Origin of the sequence: Mameliella sp. MMSF_3455 (genome assembly GCF_030733205.1) — a bacterium.
Taxonomy (GTDB): Bacteria; Pseudomonadota; Alphaproteobacteria; order Rhodobacterales; family Rhodobacteraceae; genus Antarctobacter.
Window position 1 is genome coordinate 68,974 of sequence record NZ_JASHJL010000007.1, and the last position, 14,745, is coordinate 83,718.

Below are 14,745 nucleotides of genomic sequence, written 5' to 3' on the forward strand. Positions count from 1 at the left end.
GCTGCTCCGGCACCCATGTCGCCTTTGCCCGGGCCTTCACCGGCCATGAGACGGGCAGCGGCAAGCCGCCGGTTGACCGCTAGCGTTCGAAACAGGCGGATCGCCCGTCCTGCGCGATCAGCGCGGCGCCGTCCATGATCGTCCGCGCCCGGCGGTTCATCGCGGCGCTGGGCCGGTCCGCCTCGCGCCCCTTGGGATTGGGCAGGACCGTGGCCAGCAGCGCCGCCTGTCGTGCGCTCAGGTCCCTTGGCGCCACGCCGAAATAATGCCGCGCCGCCGCGTCGACGCCAAAGACACCCTCGTCGAACTCGGCCACGTTCAGGTAGACCTCAAGGATGCGGCGCTTGGGCCAGAACGCCTCGACCAGCGGCGTCATCAGCGCCTCAAGCGCCTTGCGCGTGTAGCTGCGCGCCTGCCAGAGGTAGACGTTCTTGACCACCTGCTGACTGATGGTGCTGCCGCCGCGCCGGGCACCTTCCTCGATCGCCGCGCGGATCGCGCCCATGTCAAAGCCCCAGTGGGTGCAGAAATTCGCGTCCTCGGCCGCCACGGCGGAGCGCAGCATGACCGGCGCGATGTCCTGAACGTCCACCCAGGCGCGTTCGACCCCGCCCAGCCGCCGCGACTCGGACCAGATGGTATGGGTGACCGGCGGGTTCACCACCCGGAACAGCAGCACCGCCAACACCGCGATCCCCGCCGCGCCAAGCGCCACCCGCAGCAGCCAGCGCCGCAGGAAGGCCAGCCGCCGGGGCCGCTGCACCACCTTGCCCTTCGTCTTGCGCTTGCGCGCCGGTTTCTTCGCCTTGGTCGCCATGTCCGTTCTCTACCCCAGCGGCGCGGCGGCGCCAATCGCCCGAAAGCGGGACAGCCCCCCGATCCGCAATAGCCCAAAAGAAAAGGGCCCGGTCGCCGTGACCGGGCCCCCTTCGTGACTGTTCCGTGGCGGCTTATTCCGCCGGCACCGCCAGATCGCCCTCGATCCCCAGCGGATGAGAGATCTTGTCCAACATCTCTTTCGGGCAGACCTGCACGAAGTTGTCCTTCTCCAGGTCCCAGTTCTGCAGGATGTCCTTGCCTTTGCGGCTGGCCGTTTCCTCGACGTGGCGCTGGATCAGACCTTTCAGCTGGTCCTCCCAGGCAGTCACGCTGACCGGGCAGGTGACGAGGCTCTCCATGTTCATCATCTGCCGTGCGGTGCCCTCGGGGTCATAGATATAGGCCATGCCCCCGGTCATCCCGGCGCCGAAGTTGGCCCCGATGCTGCCCAGGATCACCGCGACGCCGCCGGTCATGTATTCACAGCCGTTCGACCCGCAGCCCTCGATCACCACCTTGGCGCCCGAGTTGCGCACCGCAAAGCGTTCGCCCGCGCGGCCCGCCGCAAAGAGATGCCCGTCGGTGGCGCCATACAGGACCGTGTTGCCGATGATCGTGTTCTCGGCCGCGGTCAGCGGCGAGACCAACGGCGGGCGCACGACGATCAGACCGCCCGACAGGCCCTTGCCGACATAGTCGTTGGCATCGCCCGAGACCTCGATCTTGAGGCCCGGCGCCGCGAAGGCGCCCAGCGACTGGCCGGCGCTGCCGGTCAGCTTGACGTGCAAGTGGTTCGGCTGCAGCGCGTTGCGCATCCCGAATTTCTGCACGATGTGGCTGCTGACGCGGGTGCCCACGGTGCGATGCGTGTTCATCACCGCGTAGGACAGCTGCATCTTCTCGCCGTCTTCCAGGAACCGCTGCGCATCGCGCACGATTTCCGCGTCCAGCGTGTCGCGCACCTCGTTGCGGGGCTTGTTGCGGTCATAGACGATGTCATCCGACCCGTCGACGCGGATCAGCAGCGGGTTCAGGTCCAGGTCGTCCAGGTGGTCCGACCCACGGCTGACCTGGCTCAGCAGGTCGGCACGGCCGATCACCTCGTCCAGCGAACGCGCGCCGATCTCGGCCAGGATTTCCCGCACTTCCTGCGCGTAGAAGGTGATCAGGTTCACCACCTTGTCGGCATTGCCGGTGAACTTGGCCCGCAGGGATTCATCCTGCGTGCAGACACCCACCGGGCAGGTGTTCGACTGGCACTGGCGCACCATGATACAGCCCATCGCGATCAGCGCGGCGGTGCCGATGCCGTATTCCTCGGCGCCCAGCATCGCGGCCATGACGATGTCCCGGCCGGTCCGCAGACCGCCGTCCGTGCGCAGCGTGATCCGCTCGCGCAGGTTGTTCATCGCCAGCACCTGGTGCGCCTCGGTCAGGCCCATTTCCCAGGGCAGGCCGGCGTATTTGATCGAGGTGGCAGGGCTGGCGCCCGTGCCGCCGTTGTGGCCCGAGATCAGGATCACGTCGGCCTCGGCCTTGGCAACGCCCGCGGCGATGGTGCCGACACCGGACGAGGCCACCAGCTTGACCGTCACTTTGCAGCGCGGGTTGATCTGCTTGAGGTCGTAGATCAGCTGCGCCAGGTCCTCGATCGAGTAGATGTCGTGGTGCGGCGGCGGAGAGATCAGCGTCACGCCCTTGGTCGAATGCCGCAGCCGCGCGATCAGGTCGGTGACCTTCATGCCGGGCAACTGGCCGCCTTCACCGGGCTTGGCGCCCTGGGCCACCTTGATCTCCAGTTCCTCGCAGTGGTTGAGGTACTCGGCGGTGACGCCGAACCGGCCCGACGCCACCTGCTTGATCTTGGCGCTGGGGTTGTCGCCATTGGGCTCCGGCACGAAATGCGCCGGATCCTCGCCGCCCTCGCCGCTGTCCGACTTGGCGCCGATGCGGTTCATGGCCACGTTCAGCGTCTTGTGCGCCTCGGGGCTCAGCGCGCCCAAGCTCATGCCCGGCGTCACGAACCGCTTGCGGATCGAGGTGATGCTCTCGACCTCTTCGATCGGTAGCGCCTTGCCCAGCGGCTTGATTGCCAGGAGGTCGCGCAGGTGGATCGGCGGATTCGACTGCATCGCGTTCGAATACTGCTTCCACATCTCGTAAGAGGCGCGGTCGCAGGCGGCCTGCATCAGGTGCATGGTCTGCGCGCCCCAGGCGTGCGTCTCACCCGATTTGCGTGCCTTGTAGAAACCGCCGATGGGCAGCACGTCCTGGCCACGCTCGAAGGCCAGCGCATGGATCTGTTCCGCCTTGTGCTGGATGCCGCTGACCCCGATGCCCGAGATGCGCGAGATCATGCCGGGGAAATATTCCGCGCACATGGCACGGCTCAGCCCCACGGCCTCGAAGTTCAGGCCGCCGCGATAGGAGGAGATCACCGAGATGCCCATCTTGGACATGATCTTCAGCAGGCCCTGGTCGATCGCCTCGCGGTAGCGCGCCACCGCTTCGGTCAGGGTCATGTCCAGAAGGCCGCGATTGATGCGGTCCGCCAGGCTGTCCTCGGCCAGGTAGGCGTTCACGATGGTCGCGCCCGCGCCGATCAGCACGGCGAAGTAATGCGGGTCGATGCATTCCGCCGACCGCACGTTGAGCGAGCAGAAGGTCCGCAGCCCCTTGCGCGTCAGGTGGCTGTGCACCGCGCTGGTGGCCAGGATCATCGGCATCGCGACCCGGCCCGGGCCGCTGTGCTCGTCGGTCAGGATCAGGTGGCCCGATCCCGAGCGCACAGCATCCTCGGCCTCGGCCCGGATACGCGCCAGGCCTTCGCGCAGGGCGCCTTCACCGGCGCCAAAGGTACAGTCGATCTCTGTGCAGGGCGCGTTGAAGTGGTTCTTCAGTTCGTTGAACTGCGCGTTGCCGACAAAGGGGCTGTCCAGAACCAGGATCTCGGTCTGGCTGCTGTCCTCGTCCAGCACGTTCTTGAGGTTGCCGAAGCGGGTCTTGAGGCTCATGACCCGGAATTCGCGCAAGCTGTCGATCGGCGGGTTCGTCACCTGGCTGAAGTTCTGCCGGAAGTAGTGGCTCAGCGGCCGGTACTTCTTGGACAGGACCGCAGAGGGCGTGTCATCGCCCATCGAGGCCAGCGTTTCCTTGGCGTCCTCGGCCATCGGCGCGAGGATCTGTTCCAGCTCTTCGACGGTATAGCCCGCCGCGATCTGGCGGCGGCGCAGCTCCGCGCCCTCGAACAGGGGCTTTTCGCTGACGGCGGCCAGCGGCTCGTCCAGCTCGGTGATCTTGCCGACCCACTCGCCAAAGGGCTGCGCGGCGGCCAGCCGGTCCTTGATCTCGACGTCGTGGTAGAGCTTGCCGTCCTTCATGTCGACGGCGATCATCTGGCCCGGGCCAAGCGCCCCCTTCTCGCGCGCCGTCGCCTCGTCCGTCGGCACCATGCCGATCTCGGACCCGGCGATCAGCATGCCGTCGCCGGTCACGACGTAGCGCATCGGGCGCAGACCGTTGCGGTCCAGACCGCCACAGACCCAGCGGCCATCGGTCATCGCCAGCGCCGCGGGGCCGTCCCAGGGCTCCATCACCGAGTTGCAGTAGGAATACATGTCGCGCCAGGCCTGCGGCAGTTCCACCGCCTGCTTGGACCAGCTTTCCGGCACCAGCATGGTCTTGGCCATCGGCGCGTTGCGCCCGGCGCGCACCAGCACCTCGAAGACCGCGTCCAGCGCCGCCGAGTCCGACGACCCGTTGGGCACGATCGGCTTGATGTCCTCGGCCATGTCCCCGAAGGCGCCCGAGGCCATGCGGATCTCGTGGCTCTTCATCCAGTTGACGTTGCCCTTGAGCGTGTTGATCTCGCCGTTGTGGGCCAGCATCCGGAACGGCTGCGCCAGCCACCACTGCGGAAAGGTGTTGGTCGAATAGCGCTGGTGATAGATCGCGAAAGCGGATTCGAACCGCTCGTCCTGCAGGTCGGGATAGAATTCCGACACCTGCTCGGCCAGCATCATGCCCTTGTAGATGATCGACCGGCAGGACAGCGAGGCGATGTACAGCTGGGTGATCCCCGCCGCAGCCGCCGCCTTCTCGATCCGGCGCCGGATGACGTAAAGCTCGCGCTCGAAGGTTTCCTCGTCCACGCCCTTGGCGTTCGAGATGATGATCTGCTCGATCTCCGGGCGGGTCGCGTTGGCCTTTTCACCCAGGCACTCGACGTTCACCGGGACGTGGCGCCAGCCGTAGATGTAATGGCCCATGCGCAGGACCTCGGTTTCCACGATCGTCCGGCAGGCTTCCTGCGCGCCAAAGTCGGTGCGCGGCAGAAAGACCTGGCCCACGGCCATCATCTCGTTCTTGCGGGGCGTGTGGCCGGTGCGCAGAACCTGGTCGTAGAAGAAGGGAACCGGGATCTGGACGTGGATGCCGGCGCCGTCGCCGGTCTTGCCGTCCGCGTCCACCGCGCCCCGGTGCCAGATCGCTTTCAGGGCGGTGATCCCCGCCTCGACAACCCGCCGCGACGGTTTCCCGTCGAGGTTCACGACAAGGCCCACGCCGCAAGAGCTGTGCTCATCGCTTTCGTGGTACAGGCCGTTTTCGCTCATCCACTTGCGCTTGGCTTCCTCGGCATGCACCCAGTCGGCATCGTATTTGGTCATGGCTTAAGCCCTCCGTCTCACGGGCCGCCGTGGCGGTCCCTCGTCTATCCTGTTCGGCCCGCGCAACCGTTGCCGGTTTCCTTGGGCGAAAATTTCTTCGGGGAGCGTGAGGGGCGGGCCCCTCATTCTCGGTGTCGGTTGTGGCCGTTATCCGCCTTCGGGCGGCGTGACGCCCACTGCGGCCAGAACATCGGCCTCTGTCATGCGCTTGCGGTCGCCGGCAAAGGCGTGCCCGGCAGGTTTGTGATCGATGTAGACCTCGGATTGCAGATCCAGGCCCTCCAACGTGTCCAGGGACCCGGCGCAAAGCGCCAGAAGCCCGTGCATCGGTCCCGGTGCGGTCAGCCGCCAGAACAGGTTCGACCCGCAGTTGCGGCACCAGCCGCGCTCTGCCCAGTCGGAACTCTTGTAGGTGGCGATATTGTCCTCACCTTCCCAGGTGATCCCGCCCGGCGCGACCTCGATGCCCAGTTCGATGCCGCCGGTCCATTTGCGGCACATGCCGCAATGGCAGGCGCCATAGGCCTCCGGCGCTTTCGACAGGCTGTACCGCACCGCGCCGCACAGGCACCCTCCGCGTGTCACGCCGGTCATGCCATGTCCTCCTGTGTCGGCAACCCGCTCATCAGGTCGCAGTCGTGGCGCGGATAGATCCCGCGGAACCCCTGTTCCCCGGGATAGATGAAATCCACCGGGCTGCGGTCGCGCGCGTTGGTCTGGCGCTCGTCCTCGGTGACATCCACGGCAAACCCCGCGAAAAAGCGCTTGTGCTTGTCGGAAACGTATTCGCGCCCCCGGACGTGTTCGATCACCCGCCCCGAGGCATCGCGACGGGTCATCTCGAACTCTGTCCGGTACAGCTTTTCGCCGTCGATCTCGATCTCGCCGATGATCCGGTCAAAGCCGGTGACGCGGGTCGGCCCGTCGATCGTCGACCGCTGGGTGAAATCGAAACTGTCGATGCCGTTCTGGACCAGCTCGGAAATGCTGCCGGGATCGGGGATCGGGCGTACCGTCCGGGTGCGGGTCGGATCCTCGGGCGGGCCGCTTTCGATCCACTGGCCGTCATCGTCGATGCGGCTGGTGAAATAGGGGCCGGCCTCGCCGAAATCGGTGCGGAACCGGTGATCCGGGTCGATCTGCGGGCAGACATAGTGGTTGGTCACGACGCAGCTGCGGGATTGCACCGTCAGGTAGGTCTCGCAGCCCGCGGGCGGGGTGAAAAGCCCGCCCTGGGCCTGGGCCGTGCTGGCGCCGCCCAGCAACGCAAGCGTCGCCAGACCAGCGCAAAGCGCGGTGGAGCCTTCACCCTTTGTCAATCTTTCGAGCCACATGAGACAGCCTTTCTGACTCATTCCGGCGCCGCCTGCGCCTTGGTTAACCAACCCTTGCCGGTTTGTACAAAATGCTGGAAACGCTGTACGTTTTGTACAAAACGTACAAACCGACCAGGTCACTCTGCGGCGACGGCTCCCTTGCTGTTCAGGTCCTCCAGGACCGCTTCGACACAGTCGCGCCCGTCGCGGATGGCCCAGACGACAAGGCTTGCGCCGCGCACGATGTCGCCGATGGCATAGACGCCGGGCAGGGCGGTGCGGCCGCTGGTGAACTCTGCCTTGATGGTGCCCCAACGGGTCACTTCCAGCTCGGGGCAGCCCCAGAGCGTCGGCAGTTCCTCGGGCTCGAAGCCCAGGGCCTTGATCACCAGGTCTGCGGGCTCGTCGTAGTCCGATCCCTCGATCACCTCGGGGCGCTGACGCCCGGTGGCATCCGGCGCGCCCAGGCGCATCTTCTCGACCACCACGGCATTGACCGGCTCACCCTTGAAGCCCTTGGGCGCGGTAAGCCATTCAAAGACAACGCCTTCTTCCTCGGCGTTCTGCGTCTCGCGCTGGCTGCCCGGCATGTTGGCGCGGTCGCGGCGGTACAGGCATTTGACGCTGGTCGCGCCCTGGCGAACAGCGGTGCGAACACAGTCCATCGCCGTATCGCCGCCGCCGATCACGACGACCTTCTTGCCCTTGGCGTTCAGCTCGCCGCTTTCGAATTCCGGCACGCTGTCGCCAAAGTTCGACGCGCGGTTCGATGCGGTCAGGTAGTCGATGGCCTTGACGATGCCCTGCGCACCCGCGCCCGGGCCGCCCAGGTCACGCGACTTGTAGACGCCGGTGGCGATGATCACCGCATCATGTTGTGCGCGGATCTCCTCGAAGGAAATGTCCTCGCCCACGTTGCAGTTCATCACGAAACGCACGCCGCCCTCTTCGAGCTGCTTGTTGCGGCGCATCACGATGTCCTTCTCCAGCTTGAAGCCGGGGATGCCATAGGTCAGCAGACCGCCCGATCGGTCGTAGCGGTCATAGACCGTGACCTGCACGCCGGCGCGGCGCAGCATGTCGGCCGCGGCCAGCCCGCCGGGGCCGGCGCCGATGATGCCGACGCTTTCGGTGCGTTCCTGCGCCGGGGTCACGGGCTTGACCCAGCCCTCTTCCCAGGCGGTATCGGTGATGTATTTCTCGACCGAGCCGATGGTCACGGTGCCATGGCCCGACTGTTCGATCACGCAGTTGCCTTCGCACAGGCGGTCCTGCGGGCAGATGCGGCCGCAGATCTCGGGGAAGGTATTGGTGGCTTGGCTGACCTCATAGGCCTCCTGCAGGCGGCCCGTGGCGGTCAGGCGCAGCCAGTCGGGGATGTTGTTGTGCAGCGGGCAGTGGCTCTGGCAATAGGGCACGCCGCACTGGCTGCAGCGCGCGGCCTGTTCCTCGGCCTTCGCGTCGGCGTATTCGGCATAGATCTCGTCGAAATCCGTCCGGCGCTCCGCGGCCTCCCGCTTGACCGGCATCTCCCGCCCCACGGACACAAATTTCAGCATCGGCTGCTTCGCCATTCATCCACCCTTTGCAGGTAATCTCTAGAACGTCCGCGTCTCCTTACAGAAGCTTGTCTCAGAATGAAAGTCAGCAGTGCTTACCTATATCCAGATTATTCCCGATTTCCGCGGTCAAAATCGACGTGCCGCATTCAAATTTAGGTCCAATTCGGACCCAAATTGTCACTTTCGGCTCTGAAACAAGGAGTTATACCAAGGCCCATAGCTTTGATTGGACCGCGACAATGGCTTTCACGCAACTGCTGATTCTTGCCCTGATACAGGGAGTTACCGAATTCCTTCCGGTCTCCTCCTCGGGCCACCTGATTCTCTTGCCGAACCTGACGGGCCTGCAGGACCAGGGGCAGGTGATCGACGTGGCCGTTCATGTCGGCACCTTGCTTGCGGTGATCCTTTACTTCCGGACCGATGTGGGAGGCGCGGCCACCGGCACGCTGCGGCTCATGACCGGGCGCATGGACACGCCGGGCGCGCGCCTGGCCTTTCTGCTGCTAGTGGCCACGATCCCGGTCATTCTGTTCGGATTGGCGCTCAAGCTGTCGGGGCTGGACGACATGCTGCGTTCGACGGCGGTAATTGGCTGGACCATGCTTGTCTTCGGTCTCGTTCTCTACTGGGCGGACATGAAAGGCGCGCAGGACAAGTCGGACAGCGATTGGAACCTGCGGGATGCGATCATAATGGGGCTGTGGCAGGCCGTCGCCCTGATCCCCGGCACCTCGCGGTCCGGCATCACCATCACGGCGGCGCGCCAACTGGGTTACAACCGGCACGATGGCGCGAAACTGGCCATGTTGATGTCGATCCCGACCATCATGGCCTCTGCCGCGCTGCTGGGGGCCGAGGTCATCGCAACTGCCGATGTTCAGGCCGCGCGAGATGGCGCGATTGCGGCGGCTCTGGCGTTCGTGTCGGCGCTGGGTGCGCTCTGGCTGATGATGCGCCTTCTGCGTTCTGTCAGCTTTACGCCTTATGTCGTCTACCGGGTGATCCTGGGGCTGATCCTGCTCTGGATCGCCTACGCCTGAGCGTCACACCCGGTGATAGGGCGCGCCTGCCTGGATCGAGGCGGCGCGGTATAGCTGTTCGGCCAGCATGACGCGCACCAGCATATGCGGCCAGACCATCCGTCCGAAAGACATCAGGTCCTGTGCCTCGGCCCGCAGGCCGGGGTCGATCCCATCGGCGCCGCCGATGACAAAGGCCAGATCCTGCGCACCACCATCGCGCCAATCCGCAAGTTTTTCGGAAAACTCGGGCGAGGTCCAAGTGTGCCCGCGCTCGTCCAAGGCGCAGACGCGCGCGCCTGACGGGATCGCGCGTCGCAGCAGTGCGGCCTCGCCCGCCATGCCGCCGCCCTTGCGATCCTCGACCTCGATCACCTGCGCCGGGCCAAGCCCCAGCGCCCGGCCCGTCCGGTCGAAACGCGTCAGGTAATCATCGACAAGCGGCTTTTCCGGCCCCTTGCGGAGCCGGCCAACCACGCAAAGATGCACGCGCACCGCTCAGGCCTGGTTGCCCGCCACCGGAGCCCACATCTTTTCCAGCTGGTAGAACTCGCGCACCTCGGGGCGGAAGAGATGGACAACCACGTCCCCCGCATCGATGAGCACCCAGTCCCCGGTATCCTTGCCCTCCATCGTGGAGAGAACACCGAAGCGCTGCTTGAGTTCATCCGCCAACTTTTCCGACAGTGCCGCGACCTGGCGCGACGAGCGGCCCGTGGCGATGACCATGTAATCGCACACCGAGGATTTGCCGTGCAGGTCGATCTGCACGATATCCTCTGCCTTGTTGTCGGAGAGTGTTTCGAGCACTGCCGCGAGAAGGCTCTCGGCGGTTGGTTCGCTCTGCGTCATGGCCGAAATGCCCCGGCCCTGATCAGCGGCATGCGCCGCAAGTGTCGTCGAAGACAGGACAATGTCCTCCTGTGTCGCTACGCGCCCTCCAAGCCCGGGCGCATGGGCATGTCTCCAAGATAGCATCGGAAATGTAAATTCTCAATGTCGCGCGGCAGAAGGACCGGGGACGGGCGCCTTATCTGCCCGAGCCTTCAGCTTTTTACGTCGCGCCCAATGGGCTGCGGGCACATCCAGGGAGCCATGCAGACAAAGGCGAAAGGACATCCAAGGTGAGCCTGACGTGCCTTCCGGCGCCCCGCCGCGCCTCTCAGGCTCCGTAGGGCACCCAGACGGTCTTGACCTCGGTTGCCTGTTCCAGGAATTCGCGTGCGTCGTCGCCATCCAGCCAGTCACGCGCGCGCCCGTCATTGACCCAGGTTCGTTTCAGGTTGCCGGCCGAGGCCGCCTCTATCGTGCCGCTCAGATCGGTCGAGGAAAAGGACCAGACCGCCTCAACGTCCATGTGCTCGGCCAGGGTGGGGGCCAATTCCGCGTGGGAGCCGGTCAGGATGTTCACCACCCCGCCCGGCACGTCCGAGGTTTCCAGCACCTGGTAGAAGTCCAGCGCCGCAAGCGGGAAGGGTTCGGAGGCGACCAGCACCACCCGGTTTCCCATAGCGATGGCCGGGGCCATGACCGAGACCAGCCCCAGCAGCGGTGCCTCGTCCGCGCAGAGCGCGCCGATCACGCCGCAGGGTTCGTTCATTGCCAGCGCCACGCCGCGCATGGGCACGCTGCGAACGCCGCCATCGAACTTGTCCGCCCAGGCGGCGGCACTGAACAGCCGGTTCACGCTGGCCTCGACCTCAGCCGCGCCGCCGTTGCCGCCGGTGAGCCGGTCGATCAGGGCCGCGAAGTCCCCGGAGCGCGCCGAAAGGTTCTCGCCGATGTAATACAAGACCTGCGCGCGGTTGTGCGCCGTGGCCTTGCCCCAGCCGCCTGCGCCGCGTGCGGCCTCGACCGCGTTGCGGATGTCCTTGCGGTTGGCGATGGGGGCCTGGCCGATCAGCTTGCCCGCACGGTCGTATATGCTGCGCGCGTAGCCTCCGTCGGGCCGGGCCTGCTTGCCGCCGACATACAGCTTGGCGGTGCGGTCCACCGGCTGTGGCTCTGCGCTGTCGCCGGCGAAGGCCTCGACCGGAGACAGGCTCGCGGATTCGCCCCGGGCGCGGGTGTAGGCGCGCAGACCCTCCCAGCCGCCTTCACGGCCAAAGCCGCTTTCGCGGACCCCACCGAACCCTGCGGCGGCGTCGAACATATTGGTCCCGTTGACCCAGACGACCCCGGCCGCCAGTTGCGGCGCCACGTCCAGGGCGGTGTTGATGTTCTCGGACCAGACGCTGGCGGCCAGCCCGTACCGCGTGTTGTTGGCCAGCTGCACCGCCTCGGCGGGCGTGCGGAAAGTCGAAGAGACCAGCACCGGGCCAAAGATCTCCTCCTGCATCAGGGGCGATGCGGGCGACAGGCCGGAGATCAGAGTGGGCGGGTAGTAACATCCCTCTGGCATGGGGCAGTTGGCGCGATAGACCGTGCCCTCGGCACCGGAGACCATGCCTTCGATCCGGCGCAGTTGTTCGGGATCCACGATGGCGCCCACGTCGATGCATTTGTCCAGTGGGTTGCCGATGCGCAGCTTGTCCATCCGGGCGCGCAACCGGTCATAAAAGGGCTCGGCGATACCCTCCTGCACCAGAAGGCGCGACCCGGCGCAGCAAACCTGTCCCTGGTTGAACCAGATCGCATCCACCAATCCCTCGATCGCGCTGTCGAGGTCCGCGTCCTCGAATACGACATAGGGCGATTTGCCCCCCAGCTCCAGCGTCAGGCCGATACCGCGCCCCGCCGTTGCCTTGCGGATCTTGCGCCCCACCTCGGTCGATCCGGTAAAGGCGATCTTGTCCACGTCAGCGCCGGTGATCATCTCGCCCACCGCGCCGTCGCCGGTAACGATGTTGACCACGCCCTTGGGCAGCCCGGCCTGCTGGCAGATGTCGGCAAACAGCAGCGCGGTCAGAGAGGTCCATTCGGCAGGTTTCAGCACCACCGTGTTGCCGGTGGCGAGCGCCGGGGCGATCTTCCACGACAGCATGAGCAGCGGAAAGTTCCACGGCACGATCTGTCCGCAAACTCCCAGCGCCTGCCGATCCGGCAACTCGCTGTCCATCAGCTGCGCCATGCCCGCGTGATAATAGAAATGCCGTTGTGCCAGCGGAATGTCGATGTCGCGGCTCTCGCGGATCGGCTTGCCGTTGTCCAGCGTTTCCAGCACCGCGAACAGCCGTGCGTGTTTCTGCAATAGCCGCGCCAGCGCATAGAGATAGCGCGCGCGCCCCGGCCCCCCCAGCGCCTCCCAGGCCGGCTGGGCCGCGCGCGCGGCGGCAACGGCAGTGTCCACGTCTTCCGGCGTCGCCTGCGTCAGCGTCGCCAGCACTTCGCCGGTGGCCGGGTTGCGGCTGTCAAAGCCTTCGCCGGGTTCGGTAAAGGCGCCGTCGATGAAGTGCCCGAACCGGGACCCCTGATCGACGATCCAGGCCAGCGCATCCCCGGCGCTTTCGGGGGCGGGGCCGTAATCCATGCTTTCGAAGATCTCTTTGATGGTCATTTCAGCCTCTCGCAGGCGGTTTGCGTCAGGGTCGGGGCCGTCGCGTCGAAACGCAGGTGCTGGAGCGTGACGCGATCCCCGAAGGCGGGCGGTTGCCCGGCTTTCAGAACCGCGTCGCCGTAGACGATCAGCGCCGCGTCTTCGGCCAGGAATACCCGGCGTTCCAACGTGCCTTGCGCCATTCGCGCCGTGGTCTTCAATCCACCCTGGTCGATGGTTATCATGCGCTGGCTGACCGTGATCGCGGCAATCGGGGCCGCGTCCGACGCCGCGCCGGAGGGCGCACAGGCATAGCTCTGGCCCAGAACGGGTGTTGCAAGTCCGAGCGCGGCAAGCACCGTCAGGATGGCGTTCATTGCGTGGCTCCCATTGCCAGGTAGAAAACGTAGACCAGCCAAAGCAGTGCGAGGCCCCAGACCCAGTGTTGCACGCGCAGGCTGCGCTTTTGCAGGGCGGCAAAATCTTCCAGTCCTTCGGGCGGGCTGTCGGGCAAATCGTATTCCGGCTCCGGCCCCAATTGCCGGAACAGCCGCGTCGGCAGGTCGCGCGCGGCGCGTTTCAGGCGCCGCCGCCGCCAGTTGCTGACCCCCATCACAAGGAAGACGGCGACCATCATCAGCGACCATTGCGGAGTCATCTGCATACGGAGGCGCTCTTTGGTGTCAGACGTGTCATTGCCGCCATCGGTCTTGTTTCCTGTCGTTTCGGGGCTCCGCCCGCTCGGCCCTCAGATCGTCCGCCGGGCGGCCTGCCGCTGAGCGGACCGGGTCTCACCCCGCTGCGTGCCGCCACGAGGCCGAATAGGCCCCGGTGACATGGTGTTCCAACTGCCGTTCGATGTCGCCCAAGAGCGACGAGGCGCCAAAGCGGAAGAGGTCGGGCCGGAGCCAGCGGTCGCCCAGTTCCTCCTTGACCAGGGACAGGTAGGTGACAGCGTCCTTGGCCTTGGAAATCCCGCCCGCGGGCTTGTAGCCGACGCGATAGCCGGTGGCCTCGTGATAGGCGCGGATCGCCCGCATCATCACCAGGCTGACGGGCAGGGTGGCATTGACACTTTCCTTGCCGGTCGAGGTCTTGATGAAATCCGCCCCCGCCATCATGCAAACAAGGCTGGCGCGGGCGACATTCTGCAGCGTGCCAAGTTCCCCGGTGGCGAGGATCGCCTTGACATGCGCCTCGCCACAGGCCGCCCGGAAGGTGCGCATCTCGTCATAGAGCCCCTGCCAGTCGCCAGTCAGGACCTTGCGGCGCGAGATGACGATGTCGATCTCCTGCGCGCCGGCCTGCACGCTTTCCTCGATCTCGGCCACGCGCAGGCGAAAGGGCGACAGGCCGGCGGGAAAGCCGGTCGACACGGCAGCCACCGGAATGCCGGAGCCCTGCAGGGCCGACAGCGCTGGGCCGATCATGTCGTGGTAGACACAGACGGCGCCGACGGTCAGCCCGTCCAGCCCCAGCGCCTCCAGCAGATCGGCGCGCACCGGATGCCGTGCCTTGGCACACAGCCTGGCGACGCGCCCCGGCGTGTCATCGCCGGCCAGCGTCGTCAGGTCGATGCAGGAAATCGCGCGGGCCAGCCAGGCCGCCTGGAATTCCTTCTTGACCGACCGTCGCCCGGGCAGGGTGGCCGCGCGCCGTTCGATCGCCGAGCGGTTGGCACGCGCGGCACGCACCCAGTCCATGTCCAGCAGCATGCCGGGGTTTCGCGCGTCCTGAAGCTGCGGCAGTTGCGCGGTCTTGTCGCCTTTGGCGGTGACGGGTGTCATGCGCCCTCCAAACTGGTTCCTGATCAAACTGCCCCCGGCGGCAGGGCATTTCAAGCGGAACGCTGAGGCAGGCGTGCAGGGCCATGACGTGACGTTG

12 protein-coding genes are annotated in these 14,745 nt (G+C 66.0%); 1 reads left to right on the forward strand and 11 read right to left on the reverse strand.

What is annotated here, in order from left to right; genetic code table 11:
• Window positions 1-79: 79 nt before the first annotated feature.
• The 5 genes from mtgA to RBB42_RS06860 form a co-directional block, all read right to left on the reverse strand.
• On the reverse strand, window positions 80-817 hold the full coding sequence (gene mtgA / locus RBB42_RS06840) for a monofunctional biosynthetic peptidoglycan transglycosylase (RefSeq protein ID WP_305969250.1): 738 nt from the start codon (window positions 815-817) through the stop codon (window positions 80-82).
• Window positions 818-950: 133 nt separating this feature from the next.
• Window positions 951-5,486, reverse strand: coding sequence for a glutamate synthase large subunit (gene gltB / locus RBB42_RS06845; protein WP_305969249.1), 4,536 nt, complete (start codon window positions 5,484-5,486; stop codon window positions 951-953).
• A 147-nt stretch (window positions 5,487-5,633) separates the two neighbouring features.
• A complete protein-coding gene (locus tag RBB42_RS06850) occupies window positions 5,634-6,080 on the reverse strand; it encodes a GFA family protein (RefSeq protein WP_305969248.1) in 447 nt (148 codons plus the stop codon).
• The gene (locus RBB42_RS06855) at window positions 6,077-6,841 is read right to left on the reverse strand and encodes a hypothetical protein (RefSeq protein WP_305969247.1); all 765 of its coding nucleotides are present in this window, start codon (window positions 6,839-6,841) and stop codon (window positions 6,077-6,079) included. Before RBB42_RS06855 ends, RBB42_RS06850 begins: the two co-directional genes overlap by 4 nt.
• Window positions 6,842-6,939: 98 nt before the next feature.
• Window positions 6,940-8,376: an NAD(P)-dependent oxidoreductase gene (locus RBB42_RS06860; RefSeq protein ID WP_305969246.1), complete on the reverse strand. Its 1,437-nt coding sequence runs from the start codon at window positions 8,374-8,376 to the stop codon at window positions 6,940-6,942.
• Window positions 8,377-8,603: 227 nt separating this feature from the next.
• On the opposite strand from RBB42_RS06860, the gene RBB42_RS06865 reads away from it, so the two are divergent.
• Window positions 8,604-9,407, forward strand: coding sequence for an undecaprenyl-diphosphate phosphatase (locus RBB42_RS06865; RefSeq protein ID WP_305969245.1), 804 nt, complete (start codon window positions 8,604-8,606; stop codon window positions 9,405-9,407).
• A 3-nt stretch (window positions 9,408-9,410) separates the two neighbouring features.
• Here the strand turns inward: RBB42_RS06865 and rlmH are convergent, their stop codons facing one another.
• From rlmH to deoC, 6 genes are all read right to left on the reverse strand, one after another.
• Window positions 9,411-9,881 (reverse strand): 23S rRNA (pseudouridine(1915)-N(3))-methyltransferase RlmH, encoded by a 471-nt coding sequence (gene rlmH, locus RBB42_RS06870; RefSeq protein WP_305969244.1) that lies wholly within the window; start codon window positions 9,879-9,881, stop codon window positions 9,411-9,413.
• Window positions 9,882-9,884: 3 nt separating this feature from the next.
• On the reverse strand, window positions 9,885-10,238 hold the full coding sequence (gene rsfS / locus RBB42_RS06875; RefSeq protein ID WP_371931783.1) for a ribosome silencing factor: 354 nt from the start codon (window positions 10,236-10,238) through the stop codon (window positions 9,885-9,887).
• Window positions 10,239-10,548: 310 nt separating this feature from the next.
• Complete coding sequence (locus RBB42_RS06880; RefSeq protein WP_305969242.1) at window positions 10,549-12,882, reverse strand: aldehyde dehydrogenase family protein; 2,334 nt, start codon at window positions 12,880-12,882, stop codon at window positions 10,549-10,551.
• Complete coding sequence (locus RBB42_RS06885) at window positions 12,879-13,238, reverse strand: hypothetical protein (protein ID WP_305969241.1); 360 nt, start codon at window positions 13,236-13,238, stop codon at window positions 12,879-12,881. Before RBB42_RS06885 ends, RBB42_RS06880 begins: the two co-directional genes overlap by 4 nt.
• Window positions 13,235-13,519: a hypothetical protein gene (locus tag RBB42_RS06890; RefSeq protein ID WP_305969240.1), complete on the reverse strand. Its 285-nt coding sequence runs from the start codon at window positions 13,517-13,519 to the stop codon at window positions 13,235-13,237. The genes RBB42_RS06885 and RBB42_RS06890 overlap by 4 nt, the downstream gene beginning before the upstream one ends.
• Before the next feature lie 133 nt (window positions 13,520-13,652).
• Window positions 13,653-14,648, reverse strand: a complete 996-nt coding sequence (deoC, locus tag RBB42_RS06895) for a deoxyribose-phosphate aldolase (RefSeq protein WP_305969239.1) — start codon at window positions 14,646-14,648, stop codon at window positions 13,653-13,655.
• Window positions 14,649-14,745: the final 97 nt, after the last annotated feature.